The organism is Spirosoma aerolatum, from assembly GCF_002056795.1.
In the GTDB taxonomy this organism is placed as follows: domain Bacteria; phylum Bacteroidota; class Bacteroidia; order Cytophagales; family Spirosomataceae; genus Spirosoma; species Spirosoma aerolatum.
Window position 1 is genome coordinate 3,010,838 of record NZ_CP020104.1, and the last position, 17,943, is coordinate 3,028,780.

General features: G+C 48.5%; 16 protein-coding genes and 1 tRNA gene. 8 read left to right on the top strand and 9 right to left on the bottom strand.

Going from position 1 to position 17,943, the window contains the following annotated elements:
• The 3 genes from B5M13_RS12145 to B5M13_RS12155 are packed head-to-tail and all read left to right on the top strand — an operon-like array spanning nucleotide 1 to nucleotide 3,498.
• Entirely contained in the window at nucleotides 1-1,005 is a 1,005-nt protein-coding gene (locus B5M13_RS12145) for an HlyD family secretion protein (protein WP_080059896.1), read from the top strand.
• A 31-nt stretch (nucleotides 1,006-1,036) separates the two neighbouring features.
• Complete coding sequence (locus B5M13_RS12150) at nucleotides 1,037-2,161, top strand: ABC transporter permease (RefSeq protein WP_080055923.1); 1,125 nt, start codon at nucleotides 1,037-1,039, stop codon at nucleotides 2,159-2,161.
• 23 nt (nucleotides 2,162-2,184) lie between these two features.
• Nucleotides 2,185-3,498, top strand: a complete 1,314-nt coding sequence (locus tag B5M13_RS12155; RefSeq protein ID WP_080055924.1) for a TolC family protein — start codon at nucleotides 2,185-2,187, stop codon at nucleotides 3,496-3,498.
• 118 nt (nucleotides 3,499-3,616) lie between these two features.
• On the opposite strand, the gene B5M13_RS12160 is transcribed toward B5M13_RS12155, so the two are convergent.
• Together B5M13_RS12160 and B5M13_RS12165 are read right to left on the bottom strand one after the other, a co-directional pair.
• Entirely contained in the window at nucleotides 3,617-4,993 is a 1,377-nt protein-coding gene (locus B5M13_RS12160) for a hypothetical protein (RefSeq protein ID WP_080055925.1), read from the bottom strand.
• Nucleotides 4,994-5,141: 148 nt separating this feature from the next.
• Nucleotides 5,142-6,218: a hypothetical protein gene (locus B5M13_RS12165; protein WP_080055926.1), complete on the bottom strand. Its 1,077-nt coding sequence runs from the start codon at nucleotides 6,216-6,218 to the stop codon at nucleotides 5,142-5,144.
• Between the two features lie 277 nt (nucleotides 6,219-6,495).
• Here B5M13_RS12165 and B5M13_RS12170 point away from each other — a divergent pair, with 277 nt between their 5' ends.
• The gene (locus B5M13_RS12170; protein WP_080055927.1) at nucleotides 6,496-6,930 is read left to right on the top strand and encodes a DUF3592 domain-containing protein; all 435 of its coding nucleotides are present in this window, start codon (nucleotides 6,496-6,498) and stop codon (nucleotides 6,928-6,930) included.
• A gap of 61 nt (nucleotides 6,931-6,991) precedes the next feature.
• The gene (locus B5M13_RS12175; RefSeq protein ID WP_170061122.1) at nucleotides 6,992-8,059 is read left to right on the top strand and encodes an ankyrin repeat domain-containing protein; all 1,068 of its coding nucleotides are present in this window, start codon (nucleotides 6,992-6,994) and stop codon (nucleotides 8,057-8,059) included.
• Here B5M13_RS12175 and B5M13_RS12180 read toward each other — a convergent pair.
• The 5 genes from B5M13_RS12180 to B5M13_RS12200 all read right to left on the bottom strand — a co-directional run bounded on the left by B5M13_RS12180 (nucleotide 8,056) and on the right by B5M13_RS12200 (nucleotide 13,634).
• Nucleotides 8,056-8,754 (bottom strand): hypothetical protein, encoded by a 699-nt coding sequence (locus B5M13_RS12180; RefSeq protein WP_080055929.1) that lies wholly within the window; start codon nucleotides 8,752-8,754, stop codon nucleotides 8,056-8,058. The genes B5M13_RS12175 and B5M13_RS12180 overlap by 4 nt on opposite strands.
• Before the next feature lie 83 nt (nucleotides 8,755-8,837).
• Nucleotides 8,838-10,124, bottom strand: a complete 1,287-nt coding sequence (locus B5M13_RS12185) for an adenylosuccinate synthase (protein ID WP_080055930.1) — start codon at nucleotides 10,122-10,124, stop codon at nucleotides 8,838-8,840.
• 30 nt (nucleotides 10,125-10,154) lie between these two features.
• A complete protein-coding gene (locus B5M13_RS12190) occupies nucleotides 10,155-10,628 on the bottom strand; it encodes a DUF3291 domain-containing protein (RefSeq protein ID WP_080055931.1) in 474 nt (157 codons plus the stop codon).
• A gap of 100 nt (nucleotides 10,629-10,728) precedes the next feature.
• A complete protein-coding gene (locus tag B5M13_RS12195) occupies nucleotides 10,729-11,238 on the bottom strand; it encodes a Fur family transcriptional regulator (RefSeq protein ID WP_080055932.1) in 510 nt (169 codons plus the stop codon).
• Nucleotides 11,239-11,363: 125 nt separating this feature from the next.
• Complete coding sequence (locus B5M13_RS12200) at nucleotides 11,364-13,634, bottom strand: RelA/SpoT family protein (RefSeq protein ID WP_080055933.1); 2,271 nt, start codon at nucleotides 13,632-13,634, stop codon at nucleotides 11,364-11,366.
• Nucleotides 13,635-13,868: 234 nt separating this feature from the next.
• On the opposite strand from B5M13_RS12200, the gene B5M13_RS12205 reads away from it, so the two are divergent.
• The 3 genes from B5M13_RS12205 (at nucleotide 13,869) to B5M13_RS12215 (ending at nucleotide 16,070) form a co-directional block, all read left to right on the top strand.
• A tRNA-Leu gene (locus B5M13_RS12205) sits at nucleotides 13,869-13,950 on the top strand.
• A 102-nt stretch (nucleotides 13,951-14,052) separates the two neighbouring features.
• Complete coding sequence (gene tig, locus B5M13_RS12210; protein WP_080055934.1) at nucleotides 14,053-15,414, top strand: trigger factor; 1,362 nt, start codon at nucleotides 14,053-14,055, stop codon at nucleotides 15,412-15,414.
• A 221-nt stretch (nucleotides 15,415-15,635) separates the two neighbouring features.
• Nucleotides 15,636-16,070: a hypothetical protein gene (locus B5M13_RS12215; RefSeq protein ID WP_080055935.1), complete on the top strand. Its 435-nt coding sequence runs from the start codon at nucleotides 15,636-15,638 to the stop codon at nucleotides 16,068-16,070.
• A gap of 72 nt (nucleotides 16,071-16,142) precedes the next feature.
• Here B5M13_RS12215 and B5M13_RS12220 read toward each other — a convergent pair whose 3' ends face one another.
• Both B5M13_RS12220 and B5M13_RS12225 read right to left on the bottom strand, forming a co-directional pair.
• A complete protein-coding gene (locus B5M13_RS12220) occupies nucleotides 16,143-17,153 on the bottom strand; it encodes a hypothetical protein (RefSeq protein WP_179950487.1) in 1,011 nt (336 codons plus the stop codon).
• Between the two features lie 165 nt (nucleotides 17,154-17,318).
• A complete protein-coding gene (locus tag B5M13_RS12225; protein ID WP_080055936.1) occupies nucleotides 17,319-17,939 on the bottom strand; it encodes an L-threonylcarbamoyladenylate synthase in 621 nt (206 codons plus the stop codon).
• Nucleotides 17,940-17,943 lie beyond the last annotated feature (4 nt).

A 17,943-nucleotide genomic window follows, 5' to 3' on the forward strand; every position in this document is an offset into this window, starting at 1 on the left:
ATGAAGGCAACGCATTATATAACAAATGTACTTGGCTTAGTAGTAGTCACTTGTCTGTTCAGTTCCTGTGGTGGAAAGAAGTCCGACACTACCGACGGGAAAGACACAGTACGAACGGTACGAACACCAAACCGGGTCGATGAAGTATTAGGTATTGCCGTAATCGAACCCGCTAAACGCATTAGTCAGCTATCCCCCGAATCGGGTGGGTTGGTCAAATCCATCAGCGTTGCTATTGGGCAGGTCGTTCGAAAAGGCGATGTGATCCTGACGATGGATAATGCCGTTGAAACGGCACAGCTGCGGCAGGCCAGCGTAAAGATTCAGACCCAGCAGGATGCTATCGAAACTGCCCGTCAGAATGTACAAACGCTCCGGGTGCAGTTGCAGAAAGCCGAGGACGATTTAAAACGCAATCAGATGCTGTTTTCGGGCAAGGCACTGACGCGTAAGGAACTGGACGATTCTCAGTATCAGGTCACAAACCTGCAACAGCAAATTCGGGCATCGGAAGCGCAGGTAAAGCAGGCTGAGGGGCAAATGAAACAGCTCCGGTCTGATATTCAGTATGCTTCGACCGTAGCGGGACTGAAAATGGTGAAAGCGCCCGAAAACGGAACGATTCTTAGCCTGGAGGCCAAAGTAGGACAATACCTGAACAGCAACCAGTCGATTGGCGATTTTGCCCCCGAAGGTCCCCTGGTAGCCGTCACCGAAATTGATGAGCTGTTCGCGTTGCGGGTAAAGGTCGGCCAGAAAGCCTACGTTCGGCCGCAGGGTAGTAGCGAACGACTCACAACGGGGACGGTCATCCTGGCATCTCCCTATCTGCGAAAAAAGTCCCTGTTTTCCGACAATACCGCTAACCTTGAAGACCGACGCGTTCGGGAAGTTCGGGTTCAACTGGACGATCCGACGAAAGTGATCATTGGGGCACGAGTTGAATGCCTTATTCAGGTAGGAGCGCAGACCAGTTCCCCAACTGTAGCGAATGAGGTTCCATAACTAGGTCGAAATCGTCAAAACGCATCTGGATATGTTTAGTATAGCGCTTCGATTTATTCGATACGATGTGGCCAAGTCATTTGGGGCTTTGGCAGGTATTATCATTTCGGTATTTCTGATTGGCCAACAGGCAGGGGTCTTTATTTTCCTGACCGATGCCATGCGGAGTATTGTCGATAACAACAAAGGATACATCTGGGTAACGGACGAAACCACTACAAATGCCAATCAATTGAGCCCGCTCGATGTTCGAAAAGGGTATGAAATAAGTTCTCTGCCGGGCGTCGAACGCGCTTATCCGGTTGTGGTGGCTGCCGTAGGGGCTAAGTTTGCCAATGGCACTACAGGCGGGTTGTCACTGATTGGGTCCGAAGCACCAGCTTTTGTGGGAGGTCCCTGGCGCTTGTATACTGCTAAAAATGAAGACATGATACCCGATGGGGCGTTGATTACGGATTACTACGATTCAAAAGCCCAGGGAAATCTGAAACCCGGCGATTATTTTGAGGTTAATGGGAAGAAAGTCTACAACGCTGGGCTAACCCGTGGCGCCCGGTCGTTTGGCGGGGGATTATTGGGCTTTACAACCATCGAACGCGCCCGGTATCTGGGCAATGTACCGACCACTCAGGTTAGTTTTTATCTGGTTAAGCCCAAAAAAGGCGTGGCCGAAGCGGCTGTGATTCAGCAAATCAATCAGAGTATCAATGGGGTAAGGGCCTGGAATGCTGATGAGCTTTCGCAAACGACGGTTAAAACCGTTTTGTCGACGAACGGTATTGCGGCTTCGTTTGGTAGCCTGATTGGGTTTGCGATCATTTCCGGGTTAGTCATCATTGGCCTGACGTTATACTCGGCGGCTATCGACCGGATCAAGGACTATGGTACGTTGAAAGCCATTGGGGCAACAAATGGCTACGTTACCCGCCTAATTCTCACACAGGCGTTTTTATTCGCTATTGTTGGCTTTACGATCGGGCGGTTACTGGTTGAGGGATTTCGGTTGGGCATTGCTAAGTCGGGCACCTTATTTTATTTCCCCAACTGGTTTGAGTACGCCTTATTTGCCATAACGCTTATCATTTCGCTGGGCGGATGTGTCTTTGCGATCCGACGAATCAACTCCCTGGAGCCAGCCACTGTATTTAGAGGGTAAGCAACCTGTTTTTCTATCTCCGTATGAAATACGCATTTGTTCTTGCCGGGATTTTTTTAGGCCAGCTTGTCAGAGCACAGTCGGCAGGTAGTACATCAAAACCCATCAGTTTGACCGAAGCTCTTGAACTGGCTCAGGCGAATCGGCTGGAAATTACCAGTCAAAAACTTCAGGTAGAACTGGCCGAAAGCGATGAGGCCCGACGACGGGCAGCCTGGCAACCGCAGATTAATCTGGGAGCCGACCTGCGCTGGAATACGCAGATCCAGCGTAACATCATTAAAAACGCACCATTTGCCAACAATCAGGATGTGGTGTTACGTTTCGGAACCCCGTTCAGCAATGCCTTAACGGCGCAGGCTGAGCAGAAAATATACGATGCTCAGAGCCGCATTGATCGGCGCATTAACCAGTTGACGGTCGATAAACAACGGGTAACTCTCGATAAACAGGCGATTGATATTCGTCAACAGGTGACTGAAGCCTACTATCAGGCCATATTTAATCGAGAAAAGCAACGGTTGTCGGACCTGGCCCGACTACGAGCGCGAAGTTATCTGGAACAGGCCCAAACCCGTTTTCAGGCGGGTACGCTCCTCCAAACGGATTTCGATCGATTTACGCTTGACCTGAGTAATGCCGAAATGACGTTTCGAAACGATCAGCGGGATTATGCACTTAGTCTGGAAAACCTACGCTACCGAATCCAGTCGCCACAGGCGGTTGAACCCATCGACTCGTTAAGGGCTTTATTTGAGCAATTTAGCGCGCAGGAACTGGCCGCTAAAACACGCCCAGAGTTACAGCAGGAAGAGGCAGACCGACAGATTAATGTCCTGAATCAGCGTCGTGAACAGGCGCGTCTGGCTCCGCTCGTAACGGGCTATGGAGCCTATGCTGCCCAGCAATTTGCCGATGTGTTCAACCCGTTTCAGAGCGGTACGTGGTTTCCGTACAACTACGTAGGCGTTAAAGTATCGATGCCGATCTATAATGGACGTCAGGCCCGAATCAATCGTCAGGATTATGTACGCCGGGCGCAGATCAATCAGAATACTTTGCAGCAGTTGCAAAACGATTTTGATTACGAGTTACGCTCGGCCCGTAACACACTTGATCAGGCCCGCGAAAACCTGTCCGAGACTCAGAAAAATATAGCACAGGCGCAGGCCATTCTCGCTGTTGATCGGGTACGGTTTGAGGCTGGTACGTTAGTTCTGGCTGATTTTCGGAACAGTGAATACAGCCTGCAACAGGCCGAAAATAATTACCTGCGGGCTGTGTATGATGTGCTACTTGGGCAGATTCAGGTACGAAAAGCGCAGGGAAGCTTGTAAAACAGAAGCCTGATTAACCCCTAAATCCCCTTCAGAGGATTTAGGGGTTAATCAGGCTAGTCTTGGAGCATAGAAAGAAAGTTTCGCTACTCCGTCAGCATGGACTAACTAAAACTTACTATAGATTCTCGTCCGAGAGAAATTTGCGGATGGTTTGGTACGGTCGCATACCATTGGTTTTACCATTCGTCCCATTAGCAGGTGGGTTCCCATTGGTATGGAGTTCTTCGACGCGTTTGCGGCTACCGTTCTGACGGGACAGCTTATCTTTACGTAATTGCCGTTGTTCCTCTTCGGTTAGCCCGGTGCGGGTAGCTTCTCCCTGGCCATACCCATCATTGAAATTGCTGATTCGACTGTCGGTTTGCGCCAGTTTAAGTTCCGCCAACAGTTCGGCCAGTTCGGCATTCAGCGTCTGGCGTTGTTCTTTCAGCTCGGTAAGCGAAGGGAGTAGATCCAGATTATGCTGAAGTACATTCTGCTGGGTTCGTTGCTCCGCTAACTGCGCTTCCAGAGGAGCTAGTTCGGTTGTAATCCGCTTGATGCGCCGTCGCAGCTTCCAGAGTTTGATGTCGGCCTGGAGCCATCGGAACCAGAATGCCGACAGTACTGGCAAGGCAATCCCTAAACAGACGGCCCCTGCAATGGCAAATAGAATACCACTCAGAACGAACGACAGTAGCGCCCACGGACTGTTGACCAGTGCCAGATTTAGCTCACTCGATTCGTTGAGTTGTTTTTCGATCTGATGCATAGCCGATGGGCTGAGCGCCTGCGTGGCTGCCGTCGGGTCGGGGTTAACCTGCAACTGTCGAATCGATTTGTTAATGGCCGCTTTGAGCTGGTCAGTTCGATAAGCTTCGTATCGGAACCAGCCCAGCACAGCAAGCGTCAGGACCGCGAAAACGGCCAGAGTCATCTTGAAACGGCTGTATTTGCGCTCGTTAGCTTCCGGGTTTTCCTGGTACGGTTTTTCAATCAGGCGGTCGTAAGCCGGTTTTAACAGGATCGACACCATCGCCAGACCAACGGCAAAGGCCCAGGCTTCGTTGGTATTGCGGATGTTGAGGGCATAGGCTACAATTTCGTGCGAGATGATCAAATCACCAGCTAGAAATGAGATACCCGCGATCAGAAACAGAATGCCGGCCAGTAACGAGTAGTCAGGAGCGGCTTTGGTCCGACGTTCGCGTAAGGCTTCGCGGTCAGCCTCCAGCGCCTGCCGATCGGCTTCACGTTGCTTCACCTGCTTATCGAGTCGATCGACCTGCAAGGTATGATTTTGCAGCTCGGCAAAAGCCGTCCGGTTGGCTTCGGTCGTTTCGGTCAGACGTTGCTCGGTCGTAGCTAGTTCGGTGCGCTTCTCCTGAATCCGCTCCGTTAGCCAATCGGTATTAATCTGGCTCGATAAATATCCTTCGTAGGTTTCCCGATTTACGCCTTCAACACCGCTTGTATACCCATGTTGAAAGTCGGGATTGTTCGTTGGCTCCATCATCAAGTATGAATGATAAGTTATGCGTTTCGCTATCTCAATAAAACAAAACCAGTAAGCAGAGATGACGCGTACTAATCACTGAATAAATCGTCTGATCAGTGCAGTGGTTTGTAAATCAATGCTTTATCTGGCAAGTAAATATCTATCATTCATAGTTTATAATGCCTTTTCGCTGTTGTTCTGTAAGCCGATCGCGAAGACTACGGGCCAGTTCGAATTCACTTATAAATAAATGAACAAAGCCATCGCGCTGAGTGTTCAATCGGGTCAGATTTGTTTCGGCCTGATTCAGGGCCGTAACGATAGGCCACTTCTGCATTCGAAAGGCATCAATCTCCTGCGTAAGTCGCTCTATATCGCTCTCCCACGCGGCTATATGTTGCACCTTCTGAACAAGTAGCTGCCGGTTTTGCTGAATCGTAAGAAGATCAGTCTGGATGGCCGATAAGGTGTTCAGTAGCAGTTTACCAGCCAGCAAAAACAGAAAGAAAACAAAGACGAATAAGCCAATAGATTTGATCACTGTTTGCGATTGAAGCGCCTGAATGAAGATGAAAACAGAGGTAGCGAGGGGCAGACCTGCTTCTTCCAAAAGACGACGGACCGTTAGCCTGGTATTGGTTTCGTAGAAAAACGATGTGCGCCCGGCCAGATTGAACATGCCCGCCAGAAAGACACCGACGGCAATCCAGCGGTTGGCGAAGGCAGGACGTAGGGTTTCATCAATCAGGAAATAATTTCCGACGCACAGCGCAAGGGAAAGCACCAGACTAAAACTATTTCGAAATAAGTTGTTCGTACCCGGCTGTTTATTCCGCAATGTGTCGAGCTGATCACGGAGGGCTGTCAGGTGGTTTTCGCGTTGTTCAATGAAAAGATTAAGCTCACTGATTTTTTCGGTATACTGCCCGATGGCTTCTTCCAGCGGAGCGTTCAGTTGCCCAAAATAAGCCCGGATTTGTGCGAGTTTGCTATCAGGCCGGGCGTCGGAGAGGCCAAACAATACCCCTTCGTCACGTAAACTTTCTTCATCCGCCAGCCACTGGGGTAGAGGGTCGGCTGGAACGGGGACGGCCGGAATCGAGTAAGTAGCCAACCCGCTGACGGTTTCTTTAGGACCAGGGCTTACCGATGGCGTATGAACCAGCGAAGCGGGTGTGAGCGTCGCGGGAACAGGGATAGTACGAGAAAAAAAAGACTGAAATCGTTGAAAAAGCGTCATTATCGAAGCCGGGCAATCGAGTCGGCTGGCCGGATCAGGTTGTTAAACGGAAAACGGCTGTAAATACGGAAATAGTACGGTATGAATGCAAATCATTCTGGACAGACGGAAAAGAATTTCGTCAGAAACCGAATTCTGAGTCCTGTATTCAGTGAAGTGATTTCTGCAAACTATTAGCTCAAATCCACTAGTTATTGACTGCTTCTGGTAATCGTCGGCGTTTTCAGCCAGTTTCGTAGACTGGATACCGATCGTTTATCCGTCACGTTCCGTACTGATGAAACTCCCCATGGTCGATCTGTTGATTCTCCTCTTCTTTCTAATCGGTGTTTTGCTGGTTGGTATTGCTGGTTACCTCTATTACGATCATCAGCAGTTGGTTAAAAAAGGTGTCATGACCAAAGGAGTTGTGATGAGTATGCATCGAATAAAACCGCGCGAATACCCTGTGGCCCCTTCTGTTCGCTATCGTATACAGGATGGCCGTGAGTTGCTATTTCATAGTTCAGAAGGGCGTAATCCTCCGGCTTATTCCATTGGCCAGGAGGTGACACTCTATTACGATCCAGCAAAACCGGAGCGGGTTCAGCTAGATGGCGATTACCTACTGGTGTATGTTATGGCAGGCATAGGGGCTGTATTTCTGCTGCTGTCTGTCTGGACAATCGGGGAATCGGTTGCGGCTATCTGGGAATGGCTGGTAGCTGGTTAATCGACGGATGGGATTCACTAGGATATTATGGTTAACCTATTTACCATCAACTACGAAGACCATGGAAGTCACGGAGGCAAAGCAGGCCGTAAAACCCACTGATACGAAATACACAGCTATGCTGAAATACATCACCGTTATCAATTGGATTATTATTGGGATTCTGGCTCTTTTAGTGATCAGCTCGTTACTATTCCCGACTAAAGGGGGGGATGCGGCTGGAAGAGGAATGGGCGAGGCTACCCTGATATTGGCGGGTATTGTTCTGGGTGTTTTACTGTTACTAAATCTGATCCCGTATACGTGGGCGAAATACGTGGCTTTTTCGATGATTATGCTGCCGTTTGCTATCTTGTTGCTGAGTAGTCTCGGTTCCAGCCTGAAAGATGTGGTCAGGACTATTACCTATTCACAATCTGATTACGATGGGTCAGCGTATTTTTCAGATCCAACGCTCAAAAAGTTGCTGGCTGCCTGTTTTGACCAAAACGTTGATAAGGTAGAAACCCTATTGCAGGAGCCTTGCCCGCAAATCAATAATCTGGATACCCAGGGTGAGCAAACTGTGCTTGATTATATCGCAACGCACTATAGCCAGTATACCAGAGACTGGGAAAAGACAAAACGGATCATGGAGCTTATGATGGCGGCTGGAGCCACAATCAACAGTACGAACCCGGCTCGTGTATCGACCCATGCCGCTTCGGTCTGGAATGCTACGCCCGATATGCTCAACTTTTTTCTCGATCACGGAGCCGATCCGAATGCAGTGGGCAGCAATGGAGTCCCAATTCTTTATGAAGCCATACGTTCCGGTGGACCTGATTCGATTGATAAAGTTCGGCTTCTGCTCGACCGTGGAGCCGATTGTATGCTAGTAGGTACCTACGACCAGAATACGAAAAATTATACCCCACTGCTCTTTGCGTCGGCTTTTGGGTATTGGGATACATGCCTGTTACTGATTCAGTGGGGCGCCGATGTCCACTATACATCGCCCGACGGAACAACCATCCAGACCTACATTGATTTTTTTGAGGACCATTACAAAGGGGCCGACAGCCTTCATCCAGCCGAATTTGATCAGGTAAAAGCCGTTTTGAAGAAATTGAAACGGGAGAGTCGCTAACGTAGGAATACGCGCTGAAGAGCCGTCCAGAGTCGTTTTTTTAAGTTCTGATCGGCTTCAATAGTAGGTAACGAATCGGCCATCAGAAAGGTAATTCCCTCGAAGCGAACCGGCGAATAGCGGTCCATCATGATGTCGAGGTTGATTCGCTCGAAGGGTACGCCAAAGGTGATAAAGTGGTTGATGTACTTACCCCGAAGCAACTCCGCAAAATCCATGTCTTTTACCCCGTGCAGATTCAGCAGGTCAACCCCGTCGATATTCAGGTTAACGGCTTTCAGAATTTTTTCCAGGAATAGTAAGTTGCTGGGGTCCAGCTCTTCATCGGCCAGGAGCAGCACTTTATGATTTAATAACGGCAACCGGGGTTGTTGCTGTAAGGGTGGAACTACCTGTGGTACTTTAGGGCGCGGTGCCAGGTCCGGCAAAACCTCCGGCGCTTCTGCGGCTGATTCTGCCGGAAATTGGACAGGGACTATTGACGGTTCTGGCTCTGGCGTGATTACCTGCGCAGCCGGTTGGCCATTTGCCGATAGCATATCCAGTTCGGCCAGCAAATCGACTTCCAATGCAACAATAGCTACTGGGTCAGCAGCGTCTACCGGAGTTGGTTTTGAGGGCTCCCACGATTCATCTGCCAGACGGTACAACTGGTCCGTTTGGTAGAAGGTTCGGTAAAAATCGGTTACGGACATGGAACGGGCAGATAGAGGATAAATGTGATCCCGGCAAGGCATACTGACGAGCACCTTGCCGGGATCATACAGGTAAAGGCAACTTAGGCAATAACGGCCTGACGGTGGATAATCGCTTCCCGGTCAGGACTGGTTGAGATAAAGTTGATGGGTAAACCCAGGGTGTCTTCCAGGAAATAAACGTAATCGGCCAGGGCCTCAGGTACGTCGCTAAACGAACGAATGTTAGTCAGATCGGCCTGCCAGCCTTTAAACGTTTTATAGATTGGTGTAACGGCGGTGTCGCACAGATCGTAAGGCAGTTGCTCTGTAACTGTACCATCGGGTAATTCGTAATGCGTACAAACCTTGATCTCGTCGAAAATATTCAGTACATCTACCTTCATCATGACTAATTGCGTGACGCCATTAATCATAATCGCATACTTGAGCGCAGGCAGATCGAGCCAGCCACATCGACGGGGACGGCCCGTTGTAGCACCAAACTCACGACCTTCCTGACGGATTTGCTCGCCAGTTTCGTCCGAAAGTTCAGTTGGGAAAGGCCCACTACCAACTCGCGTGCAGTAGGCTTTAAAAATGCCGTACACTTCGCCGATCTGTCGGGGCGCAACGCCAAGCCCTGTGCAGGCGCCGGCAGTCATGGTATTGGACGAGGTAACAAACGGATATGAACCGAAGTCAATATCAAGCAGTGAACCCTGGGCTCCTTCGGCCAGTACTTTTTTGCCTTCTACCAGCGCTTCGTTGACCGTATATTCACTATCGGTAAGCTTAAACTGCTGCATAAACTCCACGGCACCGAAAAACTCTTCTTCGGCCTGGGGTAGTACAGAGGCATAGTCAAACGTATTCTGATCGAGGATAACCTTATGAATAGCTACCAGCTTGTCGTATTTCGCCCGGAAATTAGGGGATTGAATATCACCAACCCGTAAACCTTGACGGGCTACTTTGTCCTGATAGGTAGGGCCGATACCGCGCAGAGTCGATCCAATTTTCGACTCGCCTTTGGCTTGCTCATAGGCTGCATCCAGCAGACGGTGCGTAGGCAGAATGATGGAGGCTTTCCGGGAAATCTGCAGATTCTGGGTTAAGGCCAGGTTATACTTTGCCAGCCCATCGATTTCTTTTTTGAAGACAATCGGGTCAAGAACAACGCCGTTGCCAATAATATTGAGAATATCGTCGCGAAAGATACCCGACGGAATCTGGTGCAGTACGTGCTTCAGACCGTTAAATTCAAGCGTATGCCCAGCGTTTGGACCGCCCTGAAACCGGGCAACCACCTGATATTTTGGGGCTAATACGTCTACGATTTTGCCCTTTCCTTCGTCGCCCCACTGGAGGCCTAATAAAACATCGATCATTCTGATAATGGGCTGCTACAGCAGCTATGGTTACACTAATTCTGGATTGATGGTGCCGAGTGCAGTTGGCTCAGGCTGAATGGTCCGAAACGTAAAGGCATGTGGTCCAGAACCATTTGCATTCAGGTGTTCCAAACGTGCTCTGGCTTCCTGAATAGTTGGGACATGGCCCACAGGAACCCACCACAGTACAGTTGTGGCCTGATCTGGCTTTTCAAACCATTTCCGGCGGTCTTTCATGACATCGGTATGGCGGCTTCTAAAGACAAAATTCTGTAGGGCTTCTACCGACTCCCAAACAGACATATTCACAATGATACGTTCATCGTCGAATGGACGTAAATCAGTGGCATTATTCCCATCACCTTTGAGTCGCCACAGAAAACCTGCACTTTGTTCGGCCAGTTGGTTGATGCTTTCAAGTTGTGCCACAAAATCAGCCATAACAGGATGCGTAATATCGGGTGCAAGCATCCGCGAAATATTCAGTTGAGCTAGCGGCATCGGTGAATTCAACAATAGACGGAGAACGATGTAAAATGGAGTGTACTTCGACTTCCCTCAATAGCCATTTTACATCGTTCATTATGCGTGATTCATTCCGTTATTCTTCTACAGGAACTTGAATACCCTGCTGATCTTTTTCGGACTCCTGACGGTTTTCGCAAAAGTCGCGGGTACATGAGCCGTAGAAAATCAACGAGTGGTGCATGACATTAAATTTCAACATGTCGCCAACCATATTCTGGATATTCTGAACGCGGGGGTCGCAGAACTCCATGACCTTATGGCAGTCGGTGCAAATCAGATGGTCGTGCTGGCGATATCCATACGATTTTTCGTATTGAGCCAGGTTACGGCCAAACTGATGTTTAGTGACCAGGTCACAGTCGACCAGTACATCGAGGGTGTTATAGACTGTAGCCCGGCTCACCCGGTATTTTTTGTTCTTCATCGAGATGTACAACTCGTCCACGTCGAAGTGGTCTTGCCGGTTGTAAATCTCTTCGAGTATGGCAAAGCGCTCAGGGGTTTTTCGGAGGCCTTTCCGTTCGAGGTAAGCCCGAAAAATCGACTGAGCCGCGTCTAAATTAGATTGATTCGGCGCAGGCATATCCGGTTCCGATTAGTTTAAGGTGCAAAGGTAGAGGTTTATGGTTTACGGTTTACGGAGGCTGACGCAAGAAATGTTGACGCGTCAGCCTCCGTAAACCATACGATGAATACCATAAACTGATATTATGAGTCGAAGCGAATGACCTCAAACACGCCCGGAACCCGCTCTAGTTTGCGCATCAGGGTTTCAAGGTGTTCGGTATCATGAACGTAGAGTTTGATATTCCCTTCGAAAATACCGTCTTTGGAGTCGATGGCTACCGAGCGCATGTTGATATGCAACTCGTTACTAATCACGCGGGTTACGTCGTTGATGAGCCCTACCCGGTCGGTTCCGGTAATGCGTAACCCAGCCAGAAACGCCAGTTCTTTTTGACTAGTCCACTTCGCCTTGATGATCCGATTACCGTGATTCGACATCAGTTCGACGGCATTGGGGCAGGTAACCCGGTGAATTTTAATGCCTTCGTTGATGGTCACAAAGCCAAACACATCGTCGCCCGAGATTGGATTACAGCATTTGGCCAGCGTGTAATCGATGCGGTCCATGTCTTCGCCAATAAGCAGCATGTCGGCATCCGCCCGTTCGCCGTGGATTTTCTTCAGTTCCTTAACGAATGCCTTGGCATCAGGCAGGGCGTCGGTATTCAGCTTATTGGCCCGATTTTCTTTGGCTTCTTTATCGGCCTTGAATTTTTTAAGCTCAGCAACGTCAATATGCCCTTTACCGACCCGGTAGAAGAAGTCATCGGTTGTTTTCGAGCCAAAATAGGCCCGTAACTGATTAATGACCTCGTTGGTCATTTCCAGTTTTAACAGACGAAGCTTCTTGTTGACCATTTCCCGGCCATCCGTCACATATCGTTTGTTATCCTCCTTAATTAAGTCCTTAATTTTGGTCTTGGCTTTTGAGGTAACCACAAACCGCAGCCAGTCTTCATTCGGCTTCTGTCGGTTTGAGGTAATCACTTCGACCTGGTCACCATTTTGTAGGACGTAACTTAGTGGAACGAGGGTATTATTGACTTTGGCCGCCATACAACGGGCCCCAATCTGGGTGTGAATACTGAAAGCAAAGTCGAGAGCTGTAGCTCCGCGTTGCAATACCTGTAGTTCACCTTTAGGCGTAAAAACAAAGACTTCTTCGCTGTACAGATTGCTTCTGAAATCGTCGACGAATTCGATCGCGGCTTTTTTACCATCGCTACCTGCCGACTCGATCATATCGCGCACCTGACTGATCCAGGCTTCGATACCCGCGCCGGTTTGGGTGTCGTTGCCTTTGTATTTCCAGTGGGCAGCATAGCCTTTCTCGGCAATTTCGTTCATCCGTTCGGTTCGAATCTGAACCTCTACCCACTGCCCCTGCTTGCTCATTACGGTCGTATGCAGCGATTCATACCCATTGGCGCGTGGGGTACTGATCCAGTCTTTCAGCCGGTCGGGGTTGGGTTTGTAGTGGTCGGTAACGATCGAATAGGCTCGCCAGCAGGCGGCTTTTTCTTCGTCGGGAGGTACGTTCAGAATAATCCGAACCGCAAACAGATCGTAGATCTCCTCAAAGGGCTTTTTCGACTTATTCAGCTTGTTCCAGATCGAATAAATGGACTTGGGCCTACCTTTAACCACGTATTTAAGTCCCGTTTCGGCCAGGTCTTTCTCGATTGGTTCAATAAAACGGCCAATAAATCGATCGCGGGCTAGCCGGGTTTCACGTAATTTCCGGGCAATATCTTTATAGGCATCTGGCTCAACGTGTTTCAGATACAGATCTTCCAGTTCCGACTTGATCGTATATAAACCCAGGCGGTGGGCGAGGGGGGCGTATATATAAATCGTTTCCGACGCAATCTTCAACTGCTTATCGCGGGGCATCGAGTCCAGCGTTCGCATATTGTGCAGTCGGTCGGCCAATTTGATCAGAATAACCCGAACATCGTCGGACAACGTCAGCAGCATTTTTCGGAAATTTTCAGCCTGCTGCGACGTGCCGTATTCAAAATACCCCGAAATCTTGGTTAAGCCGTCGATAATGCGGGCTACTTTCGGGCCAAACGCCCGGTCGATATCGGCAATAGTAGTATCTGTATCTTCAACGACATCGTGAAGGAGTGCAGCTACAATACTGGTTGTACCCAGCCCAATTTCCTCAACAGCAATCTGGGCTACTGCTAGAGGATGATAGATGTAGGGCTCACCTGAGCGCCGACGCATGTTTTTATGGGCTTCGGCCGACGTGTTAAACGCTTTTTTGATCAGCTTGGCGTCGTCGCCTTTGAGCATGGGTTTTGCGGCACGCAACAATCGACGGTAACGCTTCAGGATTTCCTGGCGTTCCAGTTCCAGATCAATTACAGGCTCTGGGCTGGGTCGATGCTCGATTGCATTAGTCATAAATGGCTTCGTTGTAGGTAATGGCCTTGAGGTTGTACTCGTACTACCAAGATAACAAAATATTCATCGAAAAATGGGCCAGTATTAACTAAAAATAAAACCTTCTGTGAATTGATTTGGTCTATTGATTTTTTTTGCTACCTTTGCAGTCCCAAAAACAACACATAATGTGAAATGCGAAATGAATATTGGCTTTAATAAGCCCATTCATTTAACATTATCCATTAACTACCAGCGGGCGTGGCGAAATTGGTAGACGTGCCAGACTTAGGATCTGGTGCCGCAAGGCATGGGGGTTCGAGTCCCTCCGCCCGTACTATAAAAGCGAAAGAGTGAAAGAGCGAAAGAGCGTTTGTCTAAACAATTCACTCTTTCGCTTTTTCACTCTTTCGCTCTTTACTTTTAAACCGACATACCCGTGGATATTACGCTCGAAAAAGCCAGCGACACCAACGCTTCACTCAAGATTACGCTAACCCCTGCTGATTATAAACCCGAAGTGGATAAGAAACTGAAAGACTATGGTCGGAAAGTTCAACTTAAAGGATTTCGTCCTGGACACGTACCCGCTTCGCTCGTACAAAAGATGTATGGGAAAAGCATTCTGGTCGATGAAATCAACTCGATGCTGAGCAAAACCGTTAGCCAGTACATCCGCGACAATAAGTTACAGGTAGTTGGTGACCCGGTTCCAAATCGGGAAGAGGCTGATGCCATTGATTGGGATAATCAGACGGATTTTGCGTTCAGCTACACGCTGGGGCTGGCTTCGGAGTTCGATATTGATTTCAACGATTTACCAAGTGTACCGCAGTATGAAATTCAGGCTGGTGATGCCGAAATCAATTCAACCATTGCTGAGTTGCAGCAGCGTTTCCACACCCATTCGCATGGCGAGGAAGTAGCTGATGGCGACACGATTTATGGTGAATTGAATCAGGTATCGGCACCGGAAGGCGCTACAGGTTTCTCGGCGAAAACTGCTTTTCCGATGGCCAAAATGGCCGATGATGCTAAAGGGCAGTTTATCGGTAAGAAAAAAGGAGACGTCGTTACGTTTGTACTAGAGCAGGCGTTTCCGGATGAGAAAGCCCGGGCCAATGCGACGGGGGCTAAAGCGGAGGAAGTTGCTAATCTGACCGGTGAGTTTACCTTCGCTATCGACGATATTACCCGTCATGAGCCTGCTGAACTAAATCAGGAGCTTTTCGATAAGGTGCTGGGTGCTGGTGCTGTAGAAGACGAAGAGCAATTCCGGGCTAAAGTGGCTGAAATCATCCAGAGCAATTACGCCCGTGAGACGGCTCAGTTGCTGCGTCTGGATATTGAGAAAACCCTGCTCGACAGTACACCTATTTTGCTGCCTGATGAGTTCCTGAAAAACTGGCTGATGGAAGTGAATGAAGGCAAGTTTACTCCTGAGCAAATTGATGAACAGTATGACGATTTCACCAAATCGGTGAAGCTGCAGCTTATTAAAAACAAAATTGCCGACAAAGCCGACATCAAAGTTGATTTTGAAGAGGTAATGGAAGCGACTCGTCGGATGGTGCGCGAACAGTTTGGCTTTGCCAGTTCAGAAGATGCCGAGATGAATCAGACCATCGATCGCATTGCCCGCAACTACCTGATGGATGAAAAAAATAACGGTCAGAACTACACCAGTACCTTCAACCAGGTGTACGACGACAAAGTGATCGACTATGCTAAAACGCAGCTGACCCTGACAACTCAGGAAGTCACTGTTGATGAATTTAAAGCGTTGGTTGAAAACCGCTAGTTGAGTGAAAAGACTGCTTCAGAAGCGCCCTGGCCATAGGTTGGGGCGCTTTTTTGTTGGATGATGGAGGAGGCCTGATAGCTAAACAGATTAACCGTATCGGTTTTATAACCTGAATATGTAGTTGTAAAACTATTTTTGTAGTTTTATTTTGACCCAACTATATATATAACTATACTCATGGCGTTTTTAAGGTGTGTTTCACCTAAATAAATTGACCAATGCGTACCGTATGCTTATTTGCCTTTATTCTGGCCATAATCTCAAGGATCGCGTTAGCGCAACCTCTGTTTCAGGAACCGGACTACACGGTATCGATCATTGCGGATGGTAAGCCTGTTGATCTAAAAGAAGGAATTGCTGCGATTACACAAACCATTCAACTGCAAGGGAAACTGACTAAAGAAAGTAAAGCGCAGTTTCCTCAACTTCATTCCGATGTTCTGATTGAACGGGTCATGATCAGTTTAGTAAGAGGAACCCAACGGATTGATTATCTGAACTGGACTGGTGACGAGTCATTAATAAAGCTATCCACTCAGGCACAGGCAGGAGATCGCTACGTGATGCAGTTTGAAAAGGTAAACGTGCAGACTAAGCAGGGAACAATGAATCCATTAACCAAGGCGGTCATTTACTCTGTCTCACTGTATTGATTGTTTTTCTCTACAAATAGAAAAGGCTGCCCACTTAGTTGAGCAGCCTTTTCTATTTGTAGAGAAAAATACCTATTGGTACTGGATGTACATCGGTTTTGGGGTAAGGGCCAGCACTTCTTCGGGAGTCATGATACGCGAGCCAGGCTTGCGGAAATCATTATCATAGAATAGTTTGAATCCTGTGTATTGAACTGGCTCTTTCTGGATGTAGTCGTGGTAAGAGTCTTTTTTCAATACGGGAGGGCCCCAGCCGTCCATATCCATAACGATTTGTACGTTTGGATCGAGTTTAATGTTTTTGTAGTTCTTAATCATGCCCTGTGTAAAGCGGTGAACGACCAGTACTTTGGGAGGCAGATTGTTTTCTTTCACAATCTTGCTCAGAAACTGAACGGCCTGGTTTACATCGGCGGCATCGTAGCTACCAATTTTAGTGCCAGGCTTATGGCCCGTTACCATCGAAAACTCAGGGTCTATACCGAGGTGGACGAAGGGTAATTTGAGGTATTTTGTAAGGTATTCCATTTCGCCACCCAGCGGTGCGTGGCCACGCTGAATATCGAGGAAGACGATGGCTTTGTGCTCATTCCCCCACTTGATGACTTTTTTGATGGTTTTGTCCGACATTCGAAGCCGATAACCGCCATCTTTTCCTGGAGCACCCTGGGCTGAGATCGCCACCAGATGCAATGCAGGCTGGATGGGTGTAGCCGGGTCGGCTTTTTGCCAGTTGGCAATTTCCTTATCAAGTCGTTGGAGCATTTCTTCCTTTTCATACTTACCCAGTATGCCCATTTTCTTGGAATGTGGGTTACCGTAGTAAGCGAAAATGCGTTTGCCCGGCAGTATAGCGCCCGTCGGGGCGTAGGTCAGCGAGTCGAGCGTTGGATCGCCTGTGTTAGCCTTGCCAGTTGTGGCAACAGGTTCAGGTGCTGGCGTTTTCGATGAATCGGCAACGGGTTTGGCAGACGCTTCGGCCGTGAGTTTTCCGGTGTGGGAGGACTCTTCTTTTGAAGAAGACGTGCAGTTGGAAAGCGAATAGAGAGCCAGCAGAGAGAGCGCGGCCAAGGAGAAACGCATACTGTGAAATGAGTTTGACAATTGTTTTTTAATTAGGTGGGCAACCCCTGGCTTTATCAGTAATAACCCTATTTCTGGGATTGGAGCAATAACCTTGCCGACAGCATGTAACCGCTGTAGTAGAACCTACCCTACAGTGCAAGTATAATTCCTATTTGTAACTTTTCAAAGCACTAATTCGCCTAAGCCTTGCCGTACAATAGAAAACTCATCGTTCGTGACATCGACAATAGTAGAAGGGATGTTGCCGCCATAGCCCCCGTCGATTACGATATCCACCTGGTGCTGAAATTTCTCGAAGATTAGCTCCGGGTCGGTTGAATACTCAATAATTTCATCTTCATCCCGGATCGACGTGGTAATGATCGGATTACCCAACTCATGAACGATCTGCCGGGGAATGTCATTGTCAGGAACGCGAATACCTACGGTTTTCTTATTGGTATTCAGTAGCTTAGGTACTTGGTTGGTTGCCTGAAGTATGAATGTAAAGGGTCCTGGGAGTAGACTCTTCATCAATTTAAAGGCCTGATTACTCACGCGAGCATAGTCGGCAATGTGACTCAGGTCATAGCAGATAAACGAGAAATCATTTTTGGTCGGCTTTATGCCTTTGATACGGGCAACTCGCTCAACAGCCCGTGCATTATGGATGTCGCAACCCATACCGTAAATGGTATCGGTTGGGTAAATAATGACGGCTCCATCGCGAAGTGCGTTCACGATATGCGCAATCCGACGGGGATCAGGGTTTTTCGGATAAAGCTTGATGAATTCAGCAGACATAGCT

Bases quoted from the DNA above. Each gene is read 5' to 3' on its own strand.
- B5M13_RS12145 (WP_080059896.1), top strand. From the start codon at position 1: ATGAAGGCAACGCATTATATAACAAATGTACTTGGCTTAGTAGTAGTC.
- B5M13_RS12150 (WP_080055923.1), top strand. From the start codon at position 1,037: ATGTTTAGTATAGCGCTTCGATTTATTCGATACGATGTGGCCAAGTCA.
- B5M13_RS12155 (WP_080055924.1), top strand. From the start codon at position 2,185: ATGAAATACGCATTTGTTCTTGCCGGGATTTTTTTAGGCCAGCTTGTC.
- B5M13_RS12160 (WP_080055925.1), bottom strand. From the start codon at position 4,993: ATGGAGCCAACGAACAATCCCGACTTTCAACATGGGTATACAAGCGGT.
- B5M13_RS12165 (WP_080055926.1), bottom strand. From the start codon at position 6,218: ATGACGCTTTTTCAACGATTTCAGTCTTTTTTTTCTCGTACTATCCCT.
- B5M13_RS12170 (WP_080055927.1), top strand. From the start codon at position 6,496: ATGAAACTCCCCATGGTCGATCTGTTGATTCTCCTCTTCTTTCTAATC.
- B5M13_RS12175 (WP_170061122.1), top strand. From the start codon at position 6,992: ATGGAAGTCACGGAGGCAAAGCAGGCCGTAAAACCCACTGATACGAAA.
- B5M13_RS12180 (WP_080055929.1), bottom strand. From the start codon at position 8,754: ATGTCCGTAACCGATTTTTACCGAACCTTCTACCAAACGGACCAGTTG.
- B5M13_RS12185 (WP_080055930.1), bottom strand. From the start codon at position 10,124: ATGATCGATGTTTTATTAGGCCTCCAGTGGGGCGACGAAGGAAAGGGC.
- B5M13_RS12190 (WP_080055931.1), bottom strand. From the start codon at position 10,628: ATGCCGCTAGCTCAACTGAATATTTCGCGGATGCTTGCACCCGATATT.
- B5M13_RS12195 (WP_080055932.1), bottom strand. From the start codon at position 11,238: ATGCCTGCGCCGAATCAATCTAATTTAGACGCGGCTCAGTCGATTTTT.
- B5M13_RS12200 (WP_080055933.1), bottom strand. From the start codon at position 13,634: ATGACTAATGCAATCGAGCATCGACCCAGCCCAGAGCCTGTAATTGAT.
- B5M13_RS12215 (WP_080055935.1), top strand. From the start codon at position 15,636: ATGCGTACCGTATGCTTATTTGCCTTTATTCTGGCCATAATCTCAAGG.
- B5M13_RS12220 (WP_179950487.1), bottom strand. From the start codon at position 17,153: ATGCGTTTCTCCTTGGCCGCGCTCTCTCTGCTGGCTCTCTATTCGCTT.
- B5M13_RS12225 (WP_080055936.1), bottom strand. From the start codon at position 17,939: ATGTCTGCTGAATTCATCAAGCTTTATCCGAAAAACCCTGATCCCCGT.